This window comes from Actinopolymorpha sp. B11F2 (assembly GCF_040195635.1).
Taxonomy (GTDB): Bacteria; Actinomycetota; Actinomycetes; order Propionibacteriales; family Actinopolymorphaceae; genus Thermasporomyces.
Window position 1 is genome coordinate 477,048 of sequence record NZ_JBEFTX010000002.1, and the last position, 18,960, is coordinate 496,007.

Sequence of the window (18,960 nt, forward strand, 5' to 3'; positions counted from 1 at the left end):
ACGACGTCAATTGTCCAGCGCATGCTCATGACGTACCGATCATGAGGGTCGCATCGCCGGAGAACGGGCGGGCTCAGCCGGACGCTTTCTCGCCGTGTCCAGCGCCCTCTGCGCCTCCAGCGCCCCCCGCCGCATCAGGAGAGGTACGTCGGCGCCGCAGTCGGAACCTCCGGCGCTGCGCGGTGCGAGAGGTGCCCCCGCCTTCTCCGGTCGACGATGACGAGGCCGGAGCGGCGGGCTGCCGTGCGTCGGTCACCGTGTCTGTCGATGTTCCCGACGGTGCCGTGGTGCCGGTCGCATGGTGCCTACCGGTCGCGGCAGTGCCGGTCGCATGGTCCCGGTCCTTCGCGATGTCGGTGTCGGCATTGCCCCGAGAACCAGTAGGTCCGGCCGCTGCCTCGGTGCCGTCCGCGGGGTCGGAGGGTCCCGCATCCTTCTCCGCGACGACGACTCCTGAACGGAGTCGTCGGCGCCGGCGGCCCCGGCTGGACCGGCCCTCACGGCCGACCTGTTCCCGCTTGTCGTCCCTGGTGGTCGTCCGGTCAGAAGCCTCGCCGCGTCGCCCACGCGAGCGTCGCCGGCCCGCCGGCCCGTCCTGCCGGTCACGTTCGCGCTTGTCCCTACCGGCCTTGTCGCGGCTGGGGCCGCGGGGTTCGCCCACCCGGCCGGTCGCGTCCTTCGGGATGCCCAGGTCGTGGAAGAGATGCTCGGAGGTGGAGTACGTCTCCACCGGCGCCTCGAACGGGAGACCGAGCGTGGCGTTGATGACCTTCCATCGAGCAAGGTCCTGCCAGTCGACGAACGTCACGGCGATGCCGGATGCCCTCGCTCGTCCCGTACGCCCGATTCGGTGGACATAGGTCTTCTCGTCGTCGGGACACGTGTGGTTGACGACATGAGTGACCCCCTCGACGTCGATCCCGCGGGCCGCGACGTCGGTGGCAACCAGGACGTCGACCTTGCCCGAGCGGAACCGCTCCAGCGCCCGTTCCCGGGCGATCTGGCCGAGGTCACCATGGATCGCGGCCGCAACGAAGCCACGGTCAGCGAGGTCGTCGGCGACTTTCTGCGCGCCACGCTTGGTGGTGCAGAAGATCATCACCCGGCCGCGGCTCTCGGCCTGGAGGAGTCGCGCCAGGATCTCGGCCTTGTCGAGATCATGGCAGCGGTAGACGAACTGCGCCGTCGCGGGCACCACCTGACTCTCGTCGGCGGACTCCGCGCGCACGTTGACCGGGTGCCGCATGTGCCGCCGGGCCAGCTGCACCACGTCGCCCGGCATCGTCGCCGAGAACAGCATCGTCTGGCGCAGCTCGTGAGTCATCTTGATCAGGCGTTCGACATCGGGCAGGAAGCCCAGGTCGAGCATCCGGTCGGCCTCGTCGAGGACCAGCACCTTGACATGGGAAAGGACGAGTGCCCGGCGGTCGGCGAGGTCGAGCAGCCGGCCAGGGGTTCCGACCACGACGTCGACGCCGGACTTCAGCATGTCGAGCTGTGGTTCGTAGGCCACCCCGCCATAAACCGTCAGAACCCTCGCGCCTCGGATCGAACCGGCCGCGGTGAGGTCGGCCGTCACCTGGAGGGCCAGCTCCCGCGTCGGTGCCACGACCAGCGCCTGCGGCTTGCCGGGGGCGTCCAGGTCCTCGTAGTCGCGGTCCCGCGGGCTGACGATGCGCTGCAGTAGGGGCACGCCGAATGCGAGCGTCTTGCCGGTGCCGGTTCGCGCCTGCGCGATCAGGTCAGCACCAGTGAGCGCGATCGGAATCGCCATCTCCTGGATGGGGAACGGCTCCGTGATCCCGACGCGATCGAGCGCGTCGACGATGTCAGGGAGCGCGCCAAGTTCTTTGAAAGTCGTCAGAGCTTTTCGCCTCTTGTTCGTACGCCGTGGCGTGTCGGAATCGGGCCCGCCCTCGGGCGGCCGGAGCGGCAAATCGCCCGCCGGATGCCCGGATCACGGGAAGCCCTCGCCACGGAGTCTAACCGCCGCCGGATCCAGGGGGCCTGGCAGGCGTCGTCGCACCGCGTACTCCGTCCCGTGTCACCCCTTAAGCTCAGGCCCATGAGCGCGAAGGACAGCGAGGCCAGCCGTAGGGACGCGCCAGCCGGGGGAGCAGGGGCGAGCGGTGGGGTGGCGGCACAGGAGGATCCGGTCTACCGGCCGGCGGTGATCGACCTCCTTGGCGTCCTCGCCTACGGCGAACTCACCGGATTCGAGCGGCTCGCCGACGATGCCACGATGGCGCCGACGCTGGGCGACAAGGCGGCCCTCGGTGCGCTCGCGGTGACCGAGTTCCACCACTTCGAGCGGCTCCGCGACCGGCTCCAGGAACTCGGGGTCGAGCCCGTGTCGGCGATGGAACCTTTCCGCGCGGCCCTCGACGAGTTCCACCGGCACACCGCGCCGGCCGACTGGCTGGAAGGACTGGTGAAGGCGTACGTCGGCGACGGGATCGCCACAGACTTCTACCGCGAGGTCGCGGCCTTCGTCGACGCCGACACCAGAGCCCTCGTGCTGGAGGTGCTAGAGAACTCCGGACACGTCACCTTCGTGGTTGATCGGGTACGCAAGGCCATTGCCGACGACCCTCGCGTGGGTGGCCGGCTCGCGCTCTGGGGACGCAGACTCGTCGGCGAAGCCCTCTCCCAGGCACAACGCGTCGCCGCCGAGCGGGACGCGCTCGTGGCCCTGCTCGTCGGCGGCGTCGACCGACCCGGGATGGACCTCGCCGCCATCGGCCGGATGTTCGCCCGCCTCACCGAGCAGCACGCACACCGGATGGCCACCCTGGGCCTGCAGTCCTGACTGTCTGTCCGCTGGGCGCGCCTCTAGTGCGAGATCTTGCTCCCGCGACGGGCCATGACCGAAGACGCGATGGCAACGAAGATCACAGCCACGACGACGCTGATGAGCCAGCGGAGCCAGTCGATTCCTGACGTGGCTGCGACTCCGAAGACCGTGGCCAGCCAGTAGCCGACCAGCACCCCCGCGACACCGCAGATCACGGTCAGCCACAGCGGAATGTTGTCGCGGTTGCTCGGAGCAACCCACTTGCCCAAGAGGCCGATGATGATTCCGGCAATGATGACGCCGATGATGCTCATATGGCCCCCCTCTCTTTGTGACTCACCGTACTCCCGCCCGTGGTGCCCCCGGTGGTGCCGGAAGTCCCGTTCTGGTGAGGGGGTACGCGAGGTATCCGCCGTGCGCCAGCGGGCCCGGGGTTGCGGGACATCTGGGCGAAGGTACGCAGCAAGGCGTCAGTCACCCATGCTGTGACAACGACGGATCCTGTGTCGGGCCGGACCTGGGGGTCACATGGCGCCGAAGCCGACCCGCCGCTCTTCCTGGGCCCCGAGCTCGACGTAGGCGATCCGCTCAGCGGGCACCAGGACCCGGCGACCGCGCTCGTCGGCCAGGCTGAACAGGCCGTCGTCGCTTTCGAGCGCCTTGCTCAGGGCGGCCTCGATTTCGTCAGGACCCTGATTGCTCTCGAGCACGATCTCTCGCGGAGCGTGCTGGACGCCGATCTTGACCTCCACGGCCCACCTTCTCTTCGTTTCGTGCACTTCGTTCGGATCGCGCACCGCAGGAAACTGCGGCATCCGCGCCGGCACAGTCGAGGCTAGCCGACGGTTTGCGGGTGGGGTTCGTGGCGTCGGTCAGTCGGCGCGGGGGAAGCCGCGGATACCGCGCCAGGCGAGCGTGGTGAGGAGCTTCGCGGCCTCGTCACGGTCGATGGTGCCGCCGGCCGACACCCAGTAGCGGGCTGTGACCTGCGCGAGCCCGGCCATTCCGGCAGCGAGGAGCATGGCCTCCTCCCGTGGGAGGCCGGTGTCTTCGGAGATGACCGCCGAAATCGCCTCGGCACAGGCGCGGCTCACCTTGTCGACGCGTTCACGGACGGCCGGTTCGCTGGTGAGGTCGGACTCGAACACCAGCCGGAACGCACCGCCGTCGTTGCCCACGAAGTCGAGATAGGCGTCCATCGTCGCCGCGACGCGTTCCTGGTTGTCCTGGGTGGAGGCCAGGGCGGTGCGTACGGCGTCGACGAGTGCGTCGCAGGAGGCGTCAAGGAGCGCGAGGTAAAGCTCCAGCTTGCCCGGAAAGTGCTGGTAGAGCACGGGTTTGCTGACGCCGGCCCGTTCGGCGATGTCGTCCATGGCGGCGGCGTGGTAGCCGGCGGCGACGAAGACCTGCTGGGCGGCGTCGAGAAGCTGGGCGCGACGTGCCTGGCGGGGGAGCCTGCCACCCCGGGGGCGAATGTCCGACATCGTCACTTCGACTCCTCCTCTGCCGACCTGACGTCGGCTCCCCCGGCGGCTGAGGTCAACGGTCGGTGATCATACCGGCGCTTTGGGCAGACTTCGGTCCGCGAGTTGTCAGCGGTAGTCCTCGTCGTCGAGAGCAACCTCGTGGTGCTGGTCGGCCGCATCGGCCTCGGGAGCTTCGAGGTCGAGTTCCTCGCCCTCGTGATCGAGCGGGGTCTCGGTTGCCTCGTCGTCCTCGACTTCGATTGCGTCTTCGAACGGGACCTCGACGTCGGTCATGGTGCGCGCCTCCGTTCTTGCGGATGAGATCGTGGCTGATCGGATCCCTGACGTTGCGGTTCTCCGAACGACACTAACTCCGAACCGGGCGGGTGGGTACGCAGAACACGACAGTCCGGGCGGATCTGCCCAGATCCGCCACCCCTGATCAGGGGAGGCGCTGGGGGGCCGAGCCGAGGTCGGCGAAGAGGTCGCCGAGGCTCTCCACCCGGTCCAGGACCTCGTCCGGACTGAACGTCAGATCGGCCGCCCGGCGGCAGCCGTCGACCTCGTCCCAGGTGAGCGGCGTGGAGACGGTCGGGGTCTCGTTGCCGCGCAGGGAGTACGCCGCGACCGTGGTCTTTGCCGGATTGTTCTGGCTCCAGTCGAGGAACACCTTGCCCGGGCGGGCAGCCCTTGTCATGGTGGCGACGACCAGCTTCGGGTGCTCGCCGGCGAGTTGCTCGGCGAGCCGCTTGGCGTAGCCGGAGGTGGCCTCGCCCGGCGTCTCGACCAGTGGGACGTAGAGCTGCATTCCCTTCGACCCTGACGTCTTCGGCCAGGCCCGCAGGTCGTCGGCCTCGAACAGGTCGCGGAGCAGGAGCGCCACCTCGCAGCACTGCACGAGGTCGGCCGGCGGCCCCGGATCGAGGTCGATGACAAGCAGGTCAGGCTTGCGGATCCCGCCGCGAGGGCCGACCTTCCACTGGGGTACGTGCAGCTCGAGCGCGGCGAGGTTGGCGAGCCAGACGAGGGTCGGGAGCTTGTCGACGACGACGTACTCCACGTCCTCCGTACCGCGGGTACTCCCCGGTGAGGGAATCGTCACTGTGCGGACCCACTCCGGTGTGCCGCGTGGTGCGTTCTTTTCGAAGAACGGTTGCTTGTGTACGCCATCGGGCCAGCGCTTGCGCGTCAGCGGCCGGTCGGCGACGCGGGGGAGCAGGGCGGGGGCGATCCGGGTGTAGTAGTCGATGACCTCGCCCTTGGTGAACCCCGTCGTCGGATAGAGCACCTTGTCGAGGTTGGACAGCGCGAGGACCTGGCCGTCGACGCGTACACGGACCGAACTCGTCTTCGCGGGTGCCATATCCGCCATCCTCGCCGTCACACCGACGAAGCGCCACCTGTCCGCGGAATGGGACCCGATCACGGTCCGTTGTCGTGCCCTGGGCTTGGGCGGGGCCTTCGGCCGCTTCGGCCACTCCTGCAAATGACCACGCTGCCCATGCTTGTGGTGTCCGGACAGGTGTCGGTACCTGTTCCAGCTACCAGCAGCATGGGCAGCGTGGTCATTGTCGGACGCCGGCCACCACCTACATGGGCAGCGTGGTCATTTGTCGGACGCCGGCCACCACGAGCATGGGCAGCGTGGTCATTTGTCCGGCGCCGGCTCCGCGCAGGATGGGCGGGCATCGTACTCACGCATCCGCCCGCCCACACCCGGCTCCCTGATCGGTAAGGGCCTAGTCCGCTGGGCGGACCGCGACCGTCATCTGGCTGCCGTTGGCCGACTGCTTGGTGACCACGATCCTGACGCCGTAGCCCGCCACCTTGACGCTCTTGCTGGGGTTGGCGGCGTTCCAGTAGGCGTTCGGCTTGGAGTCGTTGAAGACCGCAATCGCCTTCGACGCGGGGACGTCGGCCATGACCACTCGGACCTGGTTCCCCTTCTGGATCTCCTTGCTGAGCGTGAGCGGCTCGGTCTTCTCAAGCCCGAACGTCGCGTCGTAGGAGTGTGCCCGGCCGTTGGCCAACGAGCCGTCGTCGTAACGGACCACCGCCGGTCGCGCGTCGACGGGCAGGATCAGACCTTCACCGGGGTGGGTGGAGGTGTTGTTGTTCTCCTGCTTCTCGTTCCAGTACGTGATGAGCAGGCCATTCTGGTACGGGTAGTGCTGTACCCAGTCGGGCTTGCTGATCGCGCGGTTGAAGTTGTACGGGCCGGTCTCCAGGTTCGCGTCGAAACCGATGTACTGACGGTTCTCCGCGAGGTAGTAGGTGCCCTTGAGCTCCGTGACACTGCCGCCGAACCTGGTCCAGTTGCCGGTCCAGCCGTTGGTGCCCGCTTCCACGTCGTCGAAGAAGACCTGCGCACCGTCGGCGGTGACCGCGATGTCGTCCAGCATGGGCCCGGCCAGGTGCACACCACCGTCGGTCGTGTAGCGGAACCGGAACTGGATCGACTGACCGGCGTACGGCGTCAGGTCGTAGGTCAGGTCGACCCACTCGCCGTCGGAGGTGCCATCGACCGGCTCACCGACACCCTCCCAGTGGGTGCCGTCCGTCGAGACCTCGGCGCGGAGGAAGTCGTAGCCCTCCTCGATGTCGTACCACGCCTTGGCGGTGATCGACGCGCTGGACTTCCCGGTCAGGTCGATGGTGCGCCGGAGAATCCGGTTGAGGTCGTCGGCACTGCCTCCCCACCACTCGAAGGACCCGGAGAACGGGTCGTTGTAGTCGGTGGTGACCGACTCCTTGGGCAGGGGTACCACCAGCGCCTGCGGTTTGTCCGTGGACAGGGCGGCCGGGCCGAGCACCGTGGTCGACGCGCGGTCGGGTGAGACGACTTCGTAGTCGAGCCAGCCGAGTTGCAGCTTCTCCCAGGCGCCCATGTAGCCGGGCGAGGTGCCGATGTCGTCCTCGCCCTTGTTGAGCCACGAGCCGGACGACATCAGCGACCAGAATCCGGTGCTGTTGTCGCCGCCCGCGGTGTCGTAGAGGTCGGGCAGACCGAGGTCGTGGCCGAACTCGTGGGCGAAGACGCCGAGGCCGCCGTTCTCCGGCTCGGTGGTGTAGTCGCCGATCCACATGCCGGTGTCGCCGATCGGGACGCCGCCGCGCGGGTTTCCGTCGGGGCCGTCGTTGAGGCCCTGGAACGCGTACCAGCGGTGCGACCAGATCGCGTCGCCGCCCTGTGCGCCGCCGCCGGCCTCCTCACCCTCGCCCGCGTGGACCGCCTGGAAGTGGTCGACGTAGCCGTCGGCCTCGTCGAAGTTGCCGTCACCGTCGAAGTCGTAGCGGTCCCACGTGTCGAACTGCGCGAGGTACTCCTTGATCTCGGCAGCCGACTTGCCAGCGGCGACCTGGGCGTCGTACCACGCCTTCGCGGTGTCCTTGACGTAGTTCCAGTAACCGTCGGACTGGGCGATCTCGTTGCTGCCGTACCGCGCTTCGTTGTACGGAAGCTGCACCCAGTCGCTCACGTCGCCGGCCACGGTGTAGCGACCCTGCGACTGCGCGCGGTAGAAGGTCGACATCGACTCGCCGTCCTGACCGAAGAAGAGGTCGAGGTAGTAGTCGCGGCTGAAGTCGGGCGCCCACGAGGTGGTGTTGTCACGCCGGCGGTCGGGCTCGGCGATCTGGTTGGCCACCGGGCCAGGGGAGCCCCCCGTGCGCGGATCGGTCTGGTCGCCGAACGCCGTGAGGATGGTGAAGATCTTGTCGGTCTTCTCCATGCTGACCTGGGCGTAGTCGCCCTTGGCCATGCGTACGACGTCGGACTGGCCGCGACGTTCGACCTTCGCCTCGCCGCGCAGAACCTTCTCGATCGCGGCCTTGCGGGTTTCGCGGAGCTTCTCTGCGTACGGGTTGGGCAGGTCGTCCGGCGCGTGCTGACGGGCGGGCGCCGGGTCTCCCGCGGGCGGCGAGGCGACCGCGGGGATACCGGCCGCGGTGGCGGCCAGCGTGGCGAGGGCGGCGACTGCTGCGGTGGCGGCTGTCGCGACCGCGGTGGATCGGCGAACTCTCACTGCACTCCTTCCAGGCGGTCCTGCCGTCCGCGCGCCCGGACAGCGGGACCGGGGTCCGAAGCCAGAGCGAGTCGTGGGCCCCCGTTGGCCGGGAGCGACGCAGGTTGCGTACGCGAAGGGCCGGCCGGTGACTCCTGTGGGAAGCCGATGACTCACATGGAAATGGGTGATCCGAGAAAGCTGACACATCATGACGGTTTGGCGGCGGTTGTGGAAGCTTTTGCACGTGATGCGCTGAGATGAGCGGTCCAGGGCGATGTGGCCGCCGGCAGTGCCCGGGTGGTCCGCGACCGGTCGGGTCACCGGCGACGTCGCTGGTCAGGTGGGCCGTAGGCTCTCTGGACATGCGCTATCGACCCTTGGGACATTCAGGACTGCAGGTATCCGTCGTCGGACTCGGCTGCAACAACTTCGGCGGCCGGCTCGATCTCGACGGCACACGGGAGGTCGTCGACGCGGCCCTCGAGGCCGGCATCACCCTTTTCGACACCGCCGACGTCTACGGCAAGGGCGGCTCGGAGGACCTGCTCGGGCAGGTGCTCACCGGACGCCGTGACCAGGTGGTGCTTGCGACGAAGTTCGGCGGTGACATGGGCTACGGCGCGGCTGCCGGGGCGCGGGGCGGCCGGGCGTACATCCGGCGGGCGGTCGAGGAGTCGCTGCGCCGGCTGCGTACGGACTACATCGACCTGTACCAGATCCACGTACCCGACTGGCACACCCCGATCGCGGAGACGCTGTCGGCACTCGACGAGCTGGTGAAGGAAGGGAAGATCCGGTACGCCGGGCACTCCAACTTCCGTGGCTGGCAGATCGCCGAAGCGGCGCACGTGGCGCGGGAGCTGGGCGTGGCACCGTTCGTCTCGGCGCAGAACCACTGGTCCCTGCTCGAACGCGGTGCCGAGGCCGAGGTGGTCCCGGCGTCTCGGCACTATGGCGTCGGCGTGCTTCCGTACTTTCCGCTCGCCAACGGTCTGCTGACCGGCAAGGTCCGACGTGGGCAGCCGGTGCCGTCGAACTCCCGCCTGGCCGCCCGTGAGGGCTACGTCACCGATGACAAGCTCGACCGGGTGGAGGCGCTGATCGCATGGGGCGCCGAACACGAAGGGCGGTCGCTGCTGGAGATCGCATTCGGCGCGCTCGCCGCCCAGCCGGGCTGCGGTTCGGTGATCGCAGGGGCGATGTCGGCCGAGCAGGTCAAGGCCAACGCCGCCGCCGGTGAGTGGGAGCCGACGGCCGCGGAGCTGGCCGAGATCGACGCGATCGTCCCGCCGCCCGGCCGCTGAGGCTCGAGTCCCTTTGCATGAGGGGTCCCCTGCCGCGAACCTATTGGCGCAGGGGTGCCCTCATCCAGCGTGGGGTTGCCGCAGGGGTCCCCTCATCCAACCCGGGCTTGTGCCAGGGTCCCTCATCCCAGCGTGACCGGGCGACTCTTGGCGTCACCCGGAGGTAGGGACCGGCCGATCCAGAATCGGATCACCTGCAGCACGCCGATGACGACCAGGAACACGGGAATGAGCAGCCACGGTCCCTGAATCACCAGCAGAACGATGGCGACACCGCCCAGGCCCGAGAAGAGGTGGAGCCAACTCCGCGTACTCCTGATCCGTTCCCGCCGCCGGAACTGATCCGTGCCCAGAGGTGCGCTGGCGCTCGTCAGCGACGGCGCTGTGGGGTTCGGGGCAGGCGGCCGGGTCGGCGCCACATGCGGTACGCCGAGCAGCTCGGAGAAGGCCCGGTGCCGGTCGTTCGGGGACCGCGCCGGATCGGAGGCGGCCGCGGCGAGCGCGGTCTTGTCCTTCTCACCCTCAGTGGAAACGAGGAGATGACTCTCGTGGAACGCCCTCGCGAGTTCGTCCACCTGGTCCGGGCGATCGACCGCGTCGACCACCGAGCCGTTTGCACGGTGGAGGGACACTCGGCAGTGCTCGGCGTCGACCGTCCAGACCAGTACGCCGCGCCCGAGCAGGTTGGCGAGCAGTGGTGCGAACTGGCTGGCAGTACGGGGTTCCATTGGCACCGTGGTCCAGCCCTGCGCGTGTTCGATGCCGGTGCGATCCGACCAGCCCGGCGCGAGCGTGGTGAGCGCGTCGATCACGCTGTCGGTGTCCGCGGCCGTCTGCAGAATCGTGTAGTCCACATGTTCACACTAAAGGACCGGTCGCCGTTGCGCGTGACCTGACGGAGCCCCTGATGAGCGCGTCGGACGTGGCGGTGGTGGCGTTCGTCGGGTTATCCACAGACAGGGACCGACCACGTCCCGCGGCAGTGTTCTGGACCCGTACGCTGCTCCCATGGGACCGAGGGCAGTGGACTGGGACTACGTCAGCCAGTTGGGTAAGCGAATCGAACGGTCGGCCAACGACACCATGCCGCAGGCGAGCCGGCTGGCGGCCGACGCCCAGGACGCCATGATGGCGGCCGGCCAGGGCGGAGGGATGTTCGTCGTCGCGTCGTTCTTCTTCGGCTCTGAATACGTCGAGCAGTCGTTCCAGATCAAGCAGGAGATCTCGGCCGAGATCAATGATGCTGCTCAGAAGACGTCCAGGAACTGGGAAGCGACCGAAGTGAACTCCACGATCAGGGATGGCGGATGAGCAACTCGTATGACTCGATGGCCGGTGCGGTGGGTCCCGGCAAGGAATTCGGCGAGATCGCCTTCTACTCGTCGCTCGCCGCCTGCTCGGCGTTCCCCGAGTTGCTGCTGCCCGTCTCGGCGGCCAAGAGTGGGATTCTCCTTGGCGCCCTGCAAAGGATCTCCGGCCAGGTCTCGAAGCGCGCGACGCGGACGACTCGGGTGATCCGCCTCGGAAAGGCGGAGAGCATCGTCAGCGACTGGATGCCGAGCGACTCCCTCACCAGCGTGCCGATGCGCTTGGCCCTCATCCGCACCGACACCGCCAAGATGATGGAGGCGTGCTCGATGATCCACGAGTCCGCCAAGTTGGGCAGCCAGCTCTACGACGAACTGCAGCAGCACGGCGACAGCATCACCGAGCAGAACTGGAAGGCGGCGGACCAGGAAGAGTTCGCAAGGCTCCTCACCGTCCACCGCGCCGGCATTCTCGCCACCGCCCAGCTCGGCTACGTTACGGCGGCGATGACCGGGGTCGTCGCGATGCTGCGATTTCTCCAGCTCACGATCGCCATGGCGATCATGGTGGCCCTCGCCGCGATGGCGATCACGTTCTGGATCCTGATGGCCATCCCCTTCGGCCAGGGTGCGGCGATGACTATCCGCAACTTCGGCAGGCCGTTGATCAAGACCGTGCAGACCATCATCCGGGTGATGGACGAGATCATGATCAAGGTGGGCTGGGCCCATGCGGGTCTCGTCGGCGTCATGGGACTGAACGCCGCTGCCGTGGACGGTTACAAGATCGGTGAGATCGAGGGCGGTGGCTGGCAGAACCTCGGCGACTCCGCGGTGGACATCGTCGGCAACATGCTCGAGAAGTACAAGCGGGCCGGCCTCAAGGGACTCAGCAACTTCAGCGGTGTCTGACGAGCGGGATACACGCCCTGGCGGCAAGGGCTGGCTTCGCGTTCTCGGCTATGGGCGTAGAGGGGCAAGTGCATGACATCGGAGAGCTTCGATCTCAGGGATCTGCTGCGGAGTCCGGAAGAGATCATGGCCACGCAACGCGAGCAGTTGGCGAAGGCGGAGGAGCTGCAGCGCCGGATCGGCGAGGTGACTGGCTCGGCGACGAGTGAGGACGAGCGGATCTCCGTGTCGTTCAACGAAGCGACCGGTGTCGAAGAGCTGAAGCTGGATCCTCGGGTGATGCGCATGCCCTCGGAGGACCTAGCCGCGGAGATCCTGCGACTGGTGAATGCCGCGCGGGCCGATGCGCAGGGGCAGATTCAGGTAGTCCTCGACGAGACCTTCGGTGGGGACGGCCGGCCGGACCCGGAGGAGATCGGCGAGCAGGTTGCCGAGTTGCAGCAATCTCTCGACGAGATGATGGGCGACACGATGCGGATGGACGGCGAGCTCACCAGCGTCCTCGAGCAGATGCGCAAGCTCGCTGGCGAGTGAGTCGCGGAGTCCCTCGTTGCGCGGTTGTTCGGTGCGCGCCGTAGAGGAGTCGGCGCAGGAGCCACTCCGCGGGTCCGCGCCGGCCGGACCGTTCCACGGCGTACGCCCCGACGACGGTGACCAGCCAGACGCAGCAGGCGAACCCTGCCATGGTCGCGCTCCCCATCACCGCGCCGAGTCCGATGCCCCACGCGGCGAGCAGAGGCGAGAAGATCAGCGAGTGGGTCAGGTAGCAGGACAGTGACCGGCTGCCGACGGCCGCCACCGCGACAACGGCACGCGGCCGCCGACGGCGGACGGACAGCTCGTGCGCGACCAGGGCGATGGCCGCGACGTATCCGAGTCCACCGGCGATACCCGTGCCGTCCCGGACCAGAGTCAGTGCACCCTCCTGCGTGACCGCGGCCGCCGGCACGTCCCAGATCCCCACGTGGGCAAGCGCGGCGGGTAGGCCGCCCAGCCAGCCGACCGGCATACCGACGGCCGCAGTCCACCGCAGGAGCCGAAGGTGGCGGCGTGGTTCCTCCAGGATGCGCCGCCGCGCCGCCCAGAACGCGAGCAGGACAAGGCTCATACCTCCGAACGACAACAGCCCGCCGCCGAGCGTGACGAACACCCAGGTGGTGAGCCGAGTACCGGCCGCGGCGAGCAGGTCCTCCTCGCCTGATGCGTACACCTCGGTGGTTGGCTCCGTGGGGGGCACGCCAGGCTGAGCGAGATCCCCGCTGACGAGCGCCCAGATCCCCGGGACCGTCACCACCACCATGACGAGCCCCGCGATCGCGCTCCACACCAGTAGCGTGAGGTCCCGGCGGCGCAGGAACAGCCAGCCCAGCAGGAGGCTCATCACGCCGTACGAAGGTCGGCCATCCTGAGCAAGCTCGGCCTCAACAACCGGGTCCAGATCGCCCTTCTCGTCCACGACGCGGGCCTCCTGGACGAACCCGGCAAATGACCACGCTGAGCATGCCCGTGTGATTCGACCGGGTGGGGTCTGGGCGTACGCGGTGATTGACCACGCTGAGCATGCCCGTGGAACGTCACCAGGCATCGACGCGCCGCCCGGCTACCAGACACCTGCTCAGCGTGGTCATTTGCAGGTGGAAGCGCGCGGTCAGAGGCAAAGCAGCACGTTGCCTTCGCCGACAGGCGGCTCGGTTGGGAACCCCTGCGGGGAGACGCGGAGATCCACGTACGGGGCGAGGTGGAAACCTACCCGCCCCGGAGGGGTGGAGAATCCGCATGCGGGAACATGGAGGAGCACGCGCAGGTTGGTGCCAGAAGAGGATCCCGACCACCCGAGGAGACAGTTGTGTCCCTGCCGCCGCTCGTAGCCCCCGCTCCCGACCTCAGCGTCGACGAGGTACGCCGATACTCGCGGCACATCATCATCCCCGACGTCGGCATGGACGGTCAGAAGCGGCTGAAGAACGCGAAGGTCCTCGTCATCGGCGCCGGCGGCCTCGGCAGCCCGGCCCTGCTCTACCTCGCGGCGGCCGGTGTGGGCACGCTCGGCATCGTCGACTTCGACACCGTGGACGAGTCGAACCTCCAGCGCCAGGTGATCCACGGCCAGAGCGACGTGGGCAAGTCCAAGGCGGTGTCGGCGAAGGAGTCGATCGCCGAGATCAACCCCTTCGTCAAGGTCAACCTGCACGAGGTACGCCTTGACTCCGACAACGCCCTCGACATCTTCGCCGGCTACGACCTCATCCTCGACGGCACCGACAACTTCGCCACCCGCTACCTCGTCAACGACGCGGCCGTGATCCTTTCCAAGCCGTATGTCTGGGGCTCGATCTTCCGCTTCGAGGGCCAGGTCAGCGTGTTCTGGGCGGAGCACGGCCCGCACTACCGCGACCTCTACCCCGAGCCCCCGCCGCCGGGGATGGTGCCCTCCTGCGCCGAGGGCGGCGTGCTCGGAGTCCTCTGCGCATCCATCGGCTCGGTCATGGTCAACGAAGCCGTCAAGCTCATCACCGGCATCGGCGAGCCGCTGGTCGGCCGGCTGCTGATCTTCGACGCGCTCGAGATGGCCTGGCGCGAGCTCAAGGTCAACCGCGATCCGGAGACGGCGCCGGTCACCGAGCTGATTGACTACGAAGCGTTCTGCGGTGTGATCTCAGACGAGGCGGCGGAGGCTGCGGTGGATTCCACGATCGACGTACGCACGCTCAAGGACTGGCTCGACGCCCGGGCGCGAGGTGAGCGCGACTTCGTCCTGGTCGACGTCCGTGAACGTAACGAGTACGAGATCGTCAACATCGACGGTGCCGTGCTCATCCCCAAGGGCGAGTTCCTGACCGGCGAGGCGTTCGAGAAGCTGCCGAAGGACAAGCAGGTCGTCCTTCACTGCAAGGTCGGCGGGCGTTCGGCCGAGGCGCTCGCGGCCGCGAAGGGTGCGGGCTTCTCCGACGCGGTACACGTCGCCGGTGGGATCTCCGCGTGGGTCAACCAGATCGAGCCGGACAAGCCGTCGTACTGAGTCTCGTTCCTACGAAGGGGGCAGGGCGCGGGGTGCGCGACGACGAGTACGTCGAGCAGGTGCTGTCGGTCGTGGAGCGGATCCCGGCCGGCCGGGTCATGGCGTACGGCGACATCGCGGAGTACGTCGGTTCCGGCGGACCGCGGCAGGTCGGCTGGGTGATGTCGCACTACGGCGGTGGCGTGCCGTGGTGGCGGGTGGTCCGCGCCGACGGCCGGCCCGCCGACTGCCACGTCGGCGAGTCGGTCCGCCGGTTGCGTTCGGAAGGTACGCCGTTTCGTGGACCGCGGAGCGATCGCGTCGACATGGCCAACGCCCGCTGGGACGGCTCGCCCTGACCGTGGTGCCCTGGCATTGTGTGAGGGGTCCCTTGTCTGGCGTACCTATTGGCGCAGGTTCCCCCTCATCCGACGTTGAGGTGGCACAAGGGTCCCCTGTTGCGAACCTGTGGGCGGAGGGGTCCCCTCATGCGAGGTTGAGTTGGCGTAGGGTCCCCTCATCCGAACCTGGTGCCGCGCTGGACGGCGTCACGAGACGCGTTGTCGCGTGTGGTGGCCTTGGCGGCCTGCCACCTCTCGAAGAGGCTGTCCATCTCCGACTCGATGAAGCGGTAGAAGGCGCCCATCTCCGCGACCCGGCGTCCGGACGGCGTGTCCGGACCGCCGAGAGCCTCGACACCCTCGTCGGACAGGTCGGCGACGGTCTTGACCATCCCTCTCCGGCTGATGCTGGACTCGTACCAGACATCGTTCGGCAGCCGGTAGTGGTGCGTACGCGTCCCACGCACGGGTTCCCGAACGACCAAACCAAGATGCAGGAGATACCGGACGGCGCCAGAGATCGCGGCCGGGCTCACATCGAGGCGTTCGGCGAGTTCTGCGGCTGTCAGGGAGTGTTCGTCAGCGGCCATCATCGCCGCGAGCACCCGGCCTGGCATGCGGGGTACGCCCATGTCGGCCAGGGTCATCGCCAGGTGCTCGACGAAGCGGCGTACGGCATCCTCGTCCCGTTTCGGGTGTTTTCCTGTCACCGCCACCTCCGGGGACCCGACCGCTGGTCTGACCGCGTTCGCGAGCTGAGATCACCTACGTAACAAGCTTCACGAAGTTGTGAATCTAGTGTAGCTTCAAGTTGCTCGCGTCCGGAATTGTCCACCCGAGAGATCCTCGAGGGCCGGCGCGGGCACGTGATGGAGAGAGGCGTGATGAGCGCAGTCCAGGTCGCCGCACGAGAGCGGTGGTTTGTCGATGCCCTCACGCATGTCCGGCATCCGATCCGGGACGACGCCGCCCGTGCCACGTGCGGCGTCGACGGGCGGATGCGGTCATCGGAGATGGCCGCGCGCAAGGCGGACTCGGATCCGCCCCGACACCAGGCCGGTGAGTCGCGGCTCGGCTGAGCCGCCTTGAGGACTCCCGTCGCGGAGTCCCGGATCACCCGGCAGAGGTGGTCCTCGTCCCCTGTCGTGCAGGAAGTCTGCTCGGCATGCCTGCTGTTTCCGATGCCATTCCGCGCGCCACAAGCGCCCCACCACGAACAAGGACTTCGATGACTGACATGGCCATCGCGGTGTCCGGCCTGTGCAAGAACTTCGGCCGTACCCGCGCTCTCGACGACCTCGACCTGAACGTACGCACCGGCGAGGTCCACGGCTTCCTCGGCCCCAACGGCGCCGGCAAGACCACGACCATCCGGGTCCTGCTCGGTCTGCTCCAGGCCGACGCGGGCCGCGCCGAACTGCTCGGCGGCGATCCCTGGCGGGACGCGACCAGGCTGCACCGGCGACTCGCGTACGTGCCGGGCGACGTCACCCTCTGGCCCAACCTCACCGGCGGCGAGGTGATCGACCTCCTCGGCCGGCTGCGCGGCGGGCTCGACAAGAAGCGACGGGGTGAACTGCTCGAGCGGTTCGACCTCGACCCGCGCAAGAAGGGGCGTACGTACTCCAAGGGCAACCGGCAGAAGGTCGGGCTGGTCGCCGCGCTCGCCTCCGACGTCGAGCTCCTCATGTTGGACGAGCCCACCTCCGGCCTCGACCCGCTGATGGAGGAGGTCTTCCAGCAGTGCATCGAGGAGGAGAAGCGGCGGGGCCGGACCGTCCTGCTGTCCAGCCACATCCTCGCCGAGGTCGAGGCGCTGTGTGACCGGGTGACGATCATCCGGCAGGGACGCGCAGTCGAGACCGGCACGCTGTCCGAGCTGCGCCACCTCACTCGTACGTCGATCGCCGCCGACCTCGCGGGCCCGCCCAACGGGATCCGCGACCTCGCCGGCGTGCACGACCTGGAGGTCGACGGCACGAGGGTGCGGTTCGAGGTCGACACCGCGCAGCTCGACGCCGTGCTCCGCCAGCTCACCGCCGTGGGGGTACGCAGCCTCACCAGCCAGCCGCCCACCCTCGAAGCACTGTTCCTCCGCCACTACCAGGACGAGCTGAACGGCGCGCAGGTGTCGGAGGTGACCCGATGACTGTCGGCCAGAACCTCGTCGGGACGGGCGGACTGATCCGCCTGATCCTGCGGCGGGACCGGGTCCTGCTGCCGCTGTGGGTGTTCCTCCTGGCGCTGGTCCCGGTGAGCGGAGTGGCGGCGACTCGGGAGCTCGTGTCGACGCAGGCCGAGCTCCAGCAGTACGCCGACACCAGCGGGACCAATCCTGCCTTCCTCGCGTTGTACGGGCCGTTGTACGACGTGAGCCTCGGCGGGGTGATCGCCCAACGGATGGGGATGTTCCCGGTGATCCTCGCGCTGATCTGCGCGCTCACGGTGATCCGGCACACTCGAACCGAGGAGGAGGCCGGACGGCGCGACCTGCTCGGCGCCACCGTGATCGGCCGGCAGGCCAACCTGGCGGCGGCCCTGATCGTCGTCCTAGGAGCCAACCTCGTGCTGGCACTGGTGATCGCCCTCGGCATGATCGGCCAGGACCTGCCGGTGGCGGGGTCGGTCGCCTTCGGTCTGAGCTTCGCGCTCGCCGGCTGGGTGTTCGCGGCCGTCGGCGGTGTCGCCGCCCAGCTCACCGAGGGGGCCGGTGCTGCCAGAGGACTCGCGCTGACCGTTCTCGGAGCGGCGTTCGTCCTGCGCCTGGCCGGCGACATCGGCGGTGAGGGCAACGGCGCCTCCTGGCTGTCCGGTCTCTCGCCGATCGGCTGGGCGCACCAGATCCGGTCGTACGGCGACGAGCGGTGGTGGATCCTCGTTCCAGCCGGAGTGCTCGTGCTGGGCCTGGTGACTGCGGCGTTCCTGCTCTCGGCCCGCCGGGACGTGGGCGCCGGCGTTCTTCCGCCGCGGCTCGGTCCGGCCTCAGCTTCGCCGCGCCTGCGCGGCACGCTCGGGCTCGCCTGGCGGCTGCAGCGCGGACTGCTGGTGAGCTGGACAGCTGGGCTGACGGTGCTCGGCCTCGTCTACGGCGGCGTGGCGTGGGGTGTCCGCGACATGCTCAAGGGCAACCGGGAGATGGAGGAGATCTTCGCCCGCATGGGCGGCTCGGCCGGCATCGTCGACGCGACCCTCGCAGCGATGCTGGGCATCATCGGCCTGATCGCCTCGGCCTACGCGATCCAGGCGACCCTGCGGATGCGGGCGGAGGAGACCAGCCTGCGGCTGGAACCCGTTCTCGGAACGGCGGTCGGCCGGGTCAGGTGGATGGCGAGCCATCTGGTCTTCGCTCTCCTGGGGCCGACCGTCGCACTCGCGGCGGCGGGGCTGGCCGCCGGCTTCGTGCACGGGTTGAACGCCGACGATGTCGGTGGTCAACTGCCGCGGGTGTTCGCTGGCGCGATGGTGCAGTTGCCGGCGGTCTGGACGCTGGCAGCCGTCGCCGTCGCGTTGTTCGGCCTGCTGCCCAGGATCGCGGCCGCGAGTTGGGCCGCGTTCGGCCTGTGCCTGTTCCTGGGCTGGGTGGGGGCGCTCCTGCAGCTCGACCAGGTGCTGCTCGACGCCTCGCCGTTCACGCACCTCCCCAAGCTGCCCGGGGGTGACGTGACGGCGGAACCCTTCGTGTGGCTGGCAGGTGTCGTGGTCGTGCTGGTGGCGGTCGGGCTGGTGGGCTTCCGTCGGCGCGACGTCCCGGTCACCTGACGCCGGGCGGCGCGCCGCTCGTCGGCCCGGGAGCGTGAGTTGTCAGAGGTATCTCGTCCTCCATGGCGGGAT

General features: G+C 68.5%; 20 protein-coding genes. 10 read left to right on the forward strand and 10 right to left on the reverse strand.

Going from position 1 to position 18,960, the window contains the following annotated elements:
• Nucleotides 1-73: 73 nt before the first annotated feature.
• Nucleotides 74-1,864, reverse strand: a complete 1,791-nt coding sequence (locus ABN034_RS06065; protein WP_349690061.1) for a DEAD/DEAH box helicase — start codon at nt 1,862-1,864, stop codon at nt 74-76.
• A 201-nt stretch (nt 1,865-2,065) separates the two neighbouring features.
• Here ABN034_RS06065 and ABN034_RS06070 point away from each other — a divergent pair, with 201 nt between their 5' ends.
• A complete protein-coding gene (locus tag ABN034_RS06070; RefSeq protein WP_349329824.1) occupies nt 2,066-2,809 on the forward strand; it encodes a ferritin-like fold-containing protein in 744 nt (247 codons plus the stop codon).
• Nucleotides 2,810-2,832: 23 nt separating this feature from the next.
• On the opposite strand, the gene ABN034_RS06075 is transcribed toward ABN034_RS06070, so the two are convergent.
• The 6 genes from ABN034_RS06075 to ABN034_RS06100 form a co-directional block, all read right to left on the reverse strand.
• A complete protein-coding gene (locus ABN034_RS06075; protein ID WP_349689982.1) occupies nt 2,833-3,108 on the reverse strand; it encodes a GlsB/YeaQ/YmgE family stress response membrane protein in 276 nt (91 codons plus the stop codon).
• Nucleotides 3,109-3,318: 210 nt separating this feature from the next.
• Entirely contained in the window at nt 3,319-3,546 is a 228-nt protein-coding gene (locus ABN034_RS06080; protein WP_349329822.1) for a DUF3107 domain-containing protein, read from the reverse strand.
• Nucleotides 3,547-3,666: 120 nt separating this feature from the next.
• Nucleotides 3,667-4,278: a TetR/AcrR family transcriptional regulator gene (locus ABN034_RS06085; protein ID WP_349329821.1), complete on the reverse strand. Its 612-nt coding sequence runs from the start codon at nt 4,276-4,278 to the stop codon at nt 3,667-3,669.
• A gap of 108 nt (nt 4,279-4,386) precedes the next feature.
• Nucleotides 4,387-4,554: a hypothetical protein gene (locus tag ABN034_RS06090; protein WP_349329820.1), complete on the reverse strand. Its 168-nt coding sequence runs from the start codon at nt 4,552-4,554 to the stop codon at nt 4,387-4,389.
• 148 nt (nt 4,555-4,702) lie between these two features.
• Nucleotides 4,703-5,623, reverse strand: a complete 921-nt coding sequence (gene ligD, locus ABN034_RS06095) for a non-homologous end-joining DNA ligase (RefSeq protein ID WP_349689983.1) — start codon at nt 5,621-5,623, stop codon at nt 4,703-4,705.
• 376 nt (nt 5,624-5,999) lie between these two features.
• Nucleotides 6,000-8,285: an immune inhibitor A domain-containing protein gene (locus tag ABN034_RS06100; RefSeq protein WP_349689984.1), complete on the reverse strand. Its 2,286-nt coding sequence runs from the start codon at nt 8,283-8,285 to the stop codon at nt 6,000-6,002.
• 344 nt (nt 8,286-8,629) lie between these two features.
• Here ABN034_RS06100 and ABN034_RS06105 point away from each other — a divergent pair, with 344 nt between their 5' ends.
• Nucleotides 8,630-9,571 carry an aldo/keto reductase gene (locus ABN034_RS06105; protein ID WP_349689985.1) on the forward strand — a complete coding sequence of 314 codons (942 nt, stop codon included), beginning with the start codon at nt 8,630-8,632 and terminating at the stop codon, nt 9,569-9,571.
• 122 nt (nt 9,572-9,693) lie between these two features.
• On the opposite strand, the gene ABN034_RS06110 is transcribed toward ABN034_RS06105, so the two are convergent.
• Entirely contained in the window at nt 9,694-10,425 is a 732-nt protein-coding gene (locus tag ABN034_RS06110; RefSeq protein WP_349689986.1) for a hypothetical protein, read from the reverse strand.
• A gap of 154 nt (nt 10,426-10,579) precedes the next feature.
• Here ABN034_RS06110 and ABN034_RS06115 point away from each other — a divergent pair, with 154 nt between their 5' ends.
• The 3 genes from ABN034_RS06115 (at nt 10,580) to ABN034_RS06125 (ending at nt 12,324) form a co-directional block, all read left to right on the forward strand.
• Entirely contained in the window at nt 10,580-10,882 is a 303-nt protein-coding gene (locus ABN034_RS06115) for a hypothetical protein (protein ID WP_349329815.1), read from the forward strand.
• Entirely contained in the window at nt 10,879-11,790 is a 912-nt protein-coding gene (locus ABN034_RS06120; RefSeq protein WP_349689987.1) for a hypothetical protein, read from the forward strand. The genes ABN034_RS06115 and ABN034_RS06120 overlap by 4 nt, the downstream gene beginning before the upstream one ends.
• A 72-nt stretch (nt 11,791-11,862) precedes the next feature.
• Nucleotides 11,863-12,324, forward strand: a complete 462-nt coding sequence (locus tag ABN034_RS06125; protein ID WP_349329813.1) for a YbaB/EbfC family nucleoid-associated protein — start codon at nt 11,863-11,865, stop codon at nt 12,322-12,324.
• On the opposite strand, the gene ABN034_RS06130 is transcribed toward ABN034_RS06125, so the two are convergent.
• Complete coding sequence (locus tag ABN034_RS06130) at nt 12,281-13,246, reverse strand: DUF418 domain-containing protein (protein WP_349689988.1); 966 nt, start codon at nt 13,244-13,246, stop codon at nt 12,281-12,283. The genes ABN034_RS06125 and ABN034_RS06130 overlap by 44 nt on opposite strands.
• Before the next feature lie 390 nt (nt 13,247-13,636).
• Here ABN034_RS06130 and moeZ point away from each other — a divergent pair, with 390 nt between their 5' ends.
• Nucleotides 13,637-14,809, forward strand: a complete 1,173-nt coding sequence (gene moeZ / locus ABN034_RS06135; protein ID WP_349689989.1) for an adenylyltransferase/sulfurtransferase MoeZ — start codon at nt 13,637-13,639, stop codon at nt 14,807-14,809.
• A 32-nt stretch (nt 14,810-14,841) separates the two neighbouring features.
• A complete protein-coding gene (locus tag ABN034_RS06140; protein WP_349329809.1) occupies nt 14,842-15,147 on the forward strand; it encodes an MGMT family protein in 306 nt (101 codons plus the stop codon).
• Between the two features lie 158 nt (nt 15,148-15,305).
• On the opposite strand, the gene ABN034_RS06145 is transcribed toward ABN034_RS06140, so the two are convergent.
• Nucleotides 15,306-15,839, reverse strand: coding sequence for a GbsR/MarR family transcriptional regulator (locus tag ABN034_RS06145; RefSeq protein ID WP_349689990.1), 534 nt, complete (start codon nt 15,837-15,839; stop codon nt 15,306-15,308).
• A 174-nt stretch (nt 15,840-16,013) separates the two neighbouring features.
• Here ABN034_RS06145 and ABN034_RS06150 point away from each other — a divergent pair, with 174 nt between their 5' ends.
• The 3 genes from ABN034_RS06150 to ABN034_RS06160 all read left to right on the forward strand — a co-directional run bounded on the left by ABN034_RS06150 (nt 16,014) and on the right by ABN034_RS06160 (nt 18,888).
• Nucleotides 16,014-16,208, forward strand: coding sequence for a hypothetical protein (locus ABN034_RS06150; protein WP_349689991.1), 195 nt, complete (start codon nt 16,014-16,016; stop codon nt 16,206-16,208).
• 149 nt (nt 16,209-16,357) lie between these two features.
• Nucleotides 16,358-17,278 (forward strand): ABC transporter ATP-binding protein, encoded by a 921-nt coding sequence (locus ABN034_RS06155; RefSeq protein ID WP_349689992.1) that lies wholly within the window; start codon nt 16,358-16,360, stop codon nt 17,276-17,278.
• A complete protein-coding gene (locus ABN034_RS06160) occupies nt 17,275-18,888 on the forward strand; it encodes an ABC transporter permease (RefSeq protein WP_349689993.1) in 1,614 nt (537 codons plus the stop codon). The genes ABN034_RS06155 and ABN034_RS06160 overlap by 4 nt, the downstream gene beginning before the upstream one ends.
• Nucleotides 18,889-18,960: the final 72 nt, after the last annotated feature.

Bases quoted from the DNA above. Each gene is read 5' to 3' on its own strand.
- ABN034_RS06115 (WP_349329815.1), top strand. From the start codon at position 10,580: ATGGGACCGAGGGCAGTGGACTGGGACTACGTCAGCCAGTTGGGTAAG.
- ABN034_RS06090 (WP_349329820.1), bottom strand. From the start codon at position 4,554: ATGACCGACGTCGAGGTCCCGTTCGAAGACGCAATCGAAGTCGAGGAC.
- ABN034_RS06160 (WP_349689993.1), top strand. From the start codon at position 17,275: ATGACTGTCGGCCAGAACCTCGTCGGGACGGGCGGACTGATCCGCCTG.
- ABN034_RS06085 (WP_349329821.1), bottom strand. From the start codon at position 4,278: ATGTCGGACATTCGCCCCCGGGGTGGCAGGCTCCCCCGCCAGGCACGT.
- ABN034_RS06120 (WP_349689987.1), top strand. From the start codon at position 10,879: ATGAGCAACTCGTATGACTCGATGGCCGGTGCGGTGGGTCCCGGCAAG.
- ABN034_RS06155 (WP_349689992.1), top strand. From the start codon at position 16,358: ATGACTGACATGGCCATCGCGGTGTCCGGCCTGTGCAAGAACTTCGGC.
- ABN034_RS06125 (WP_349329813.1), top strand. From the start codon at position 11,863: ATGACATCGGAGAGCTTCGATCTCAGGGATCTGCTGCGGAGTCCGGAA.
- ABN034_RS06075 (WP_349689982.1), bottom strand. From the start codon at position 3,108: ATGAGCATCATCGGCGTCATCATTGCCGGAATCATCATCGGCCTCTTG.
- ABN034_RS06070 (WP_349329824.1), top strand. From the start codon at position 2,066: ATGAGCGCGAAGGACAGCGAGGCCAGCCGTAGGGACGCGCCAGCCGGG.
- ABN034_RS06150 (WP_349689991.1), top strand. From the start codon at position 16,014: ATGAGCGCAGTCCAGGTCGCCGCACGAGAGCGGTGGTTTGTCGATGCC.
- ABN034_RS06105 (WP_349689985.1), top strand. From the start codon at position 8,630: ATGCGCTATCGACCCTTGGGACATTCAGGACTGCAGGTATCCGTCGTC.
- ligD (WP_349689983.1), bottom strand. From the start codon at position 5,623: ATGGCACCCGCGAAGACGAGTTCGGTCCGTGTACGCGTCGACGGCCAG.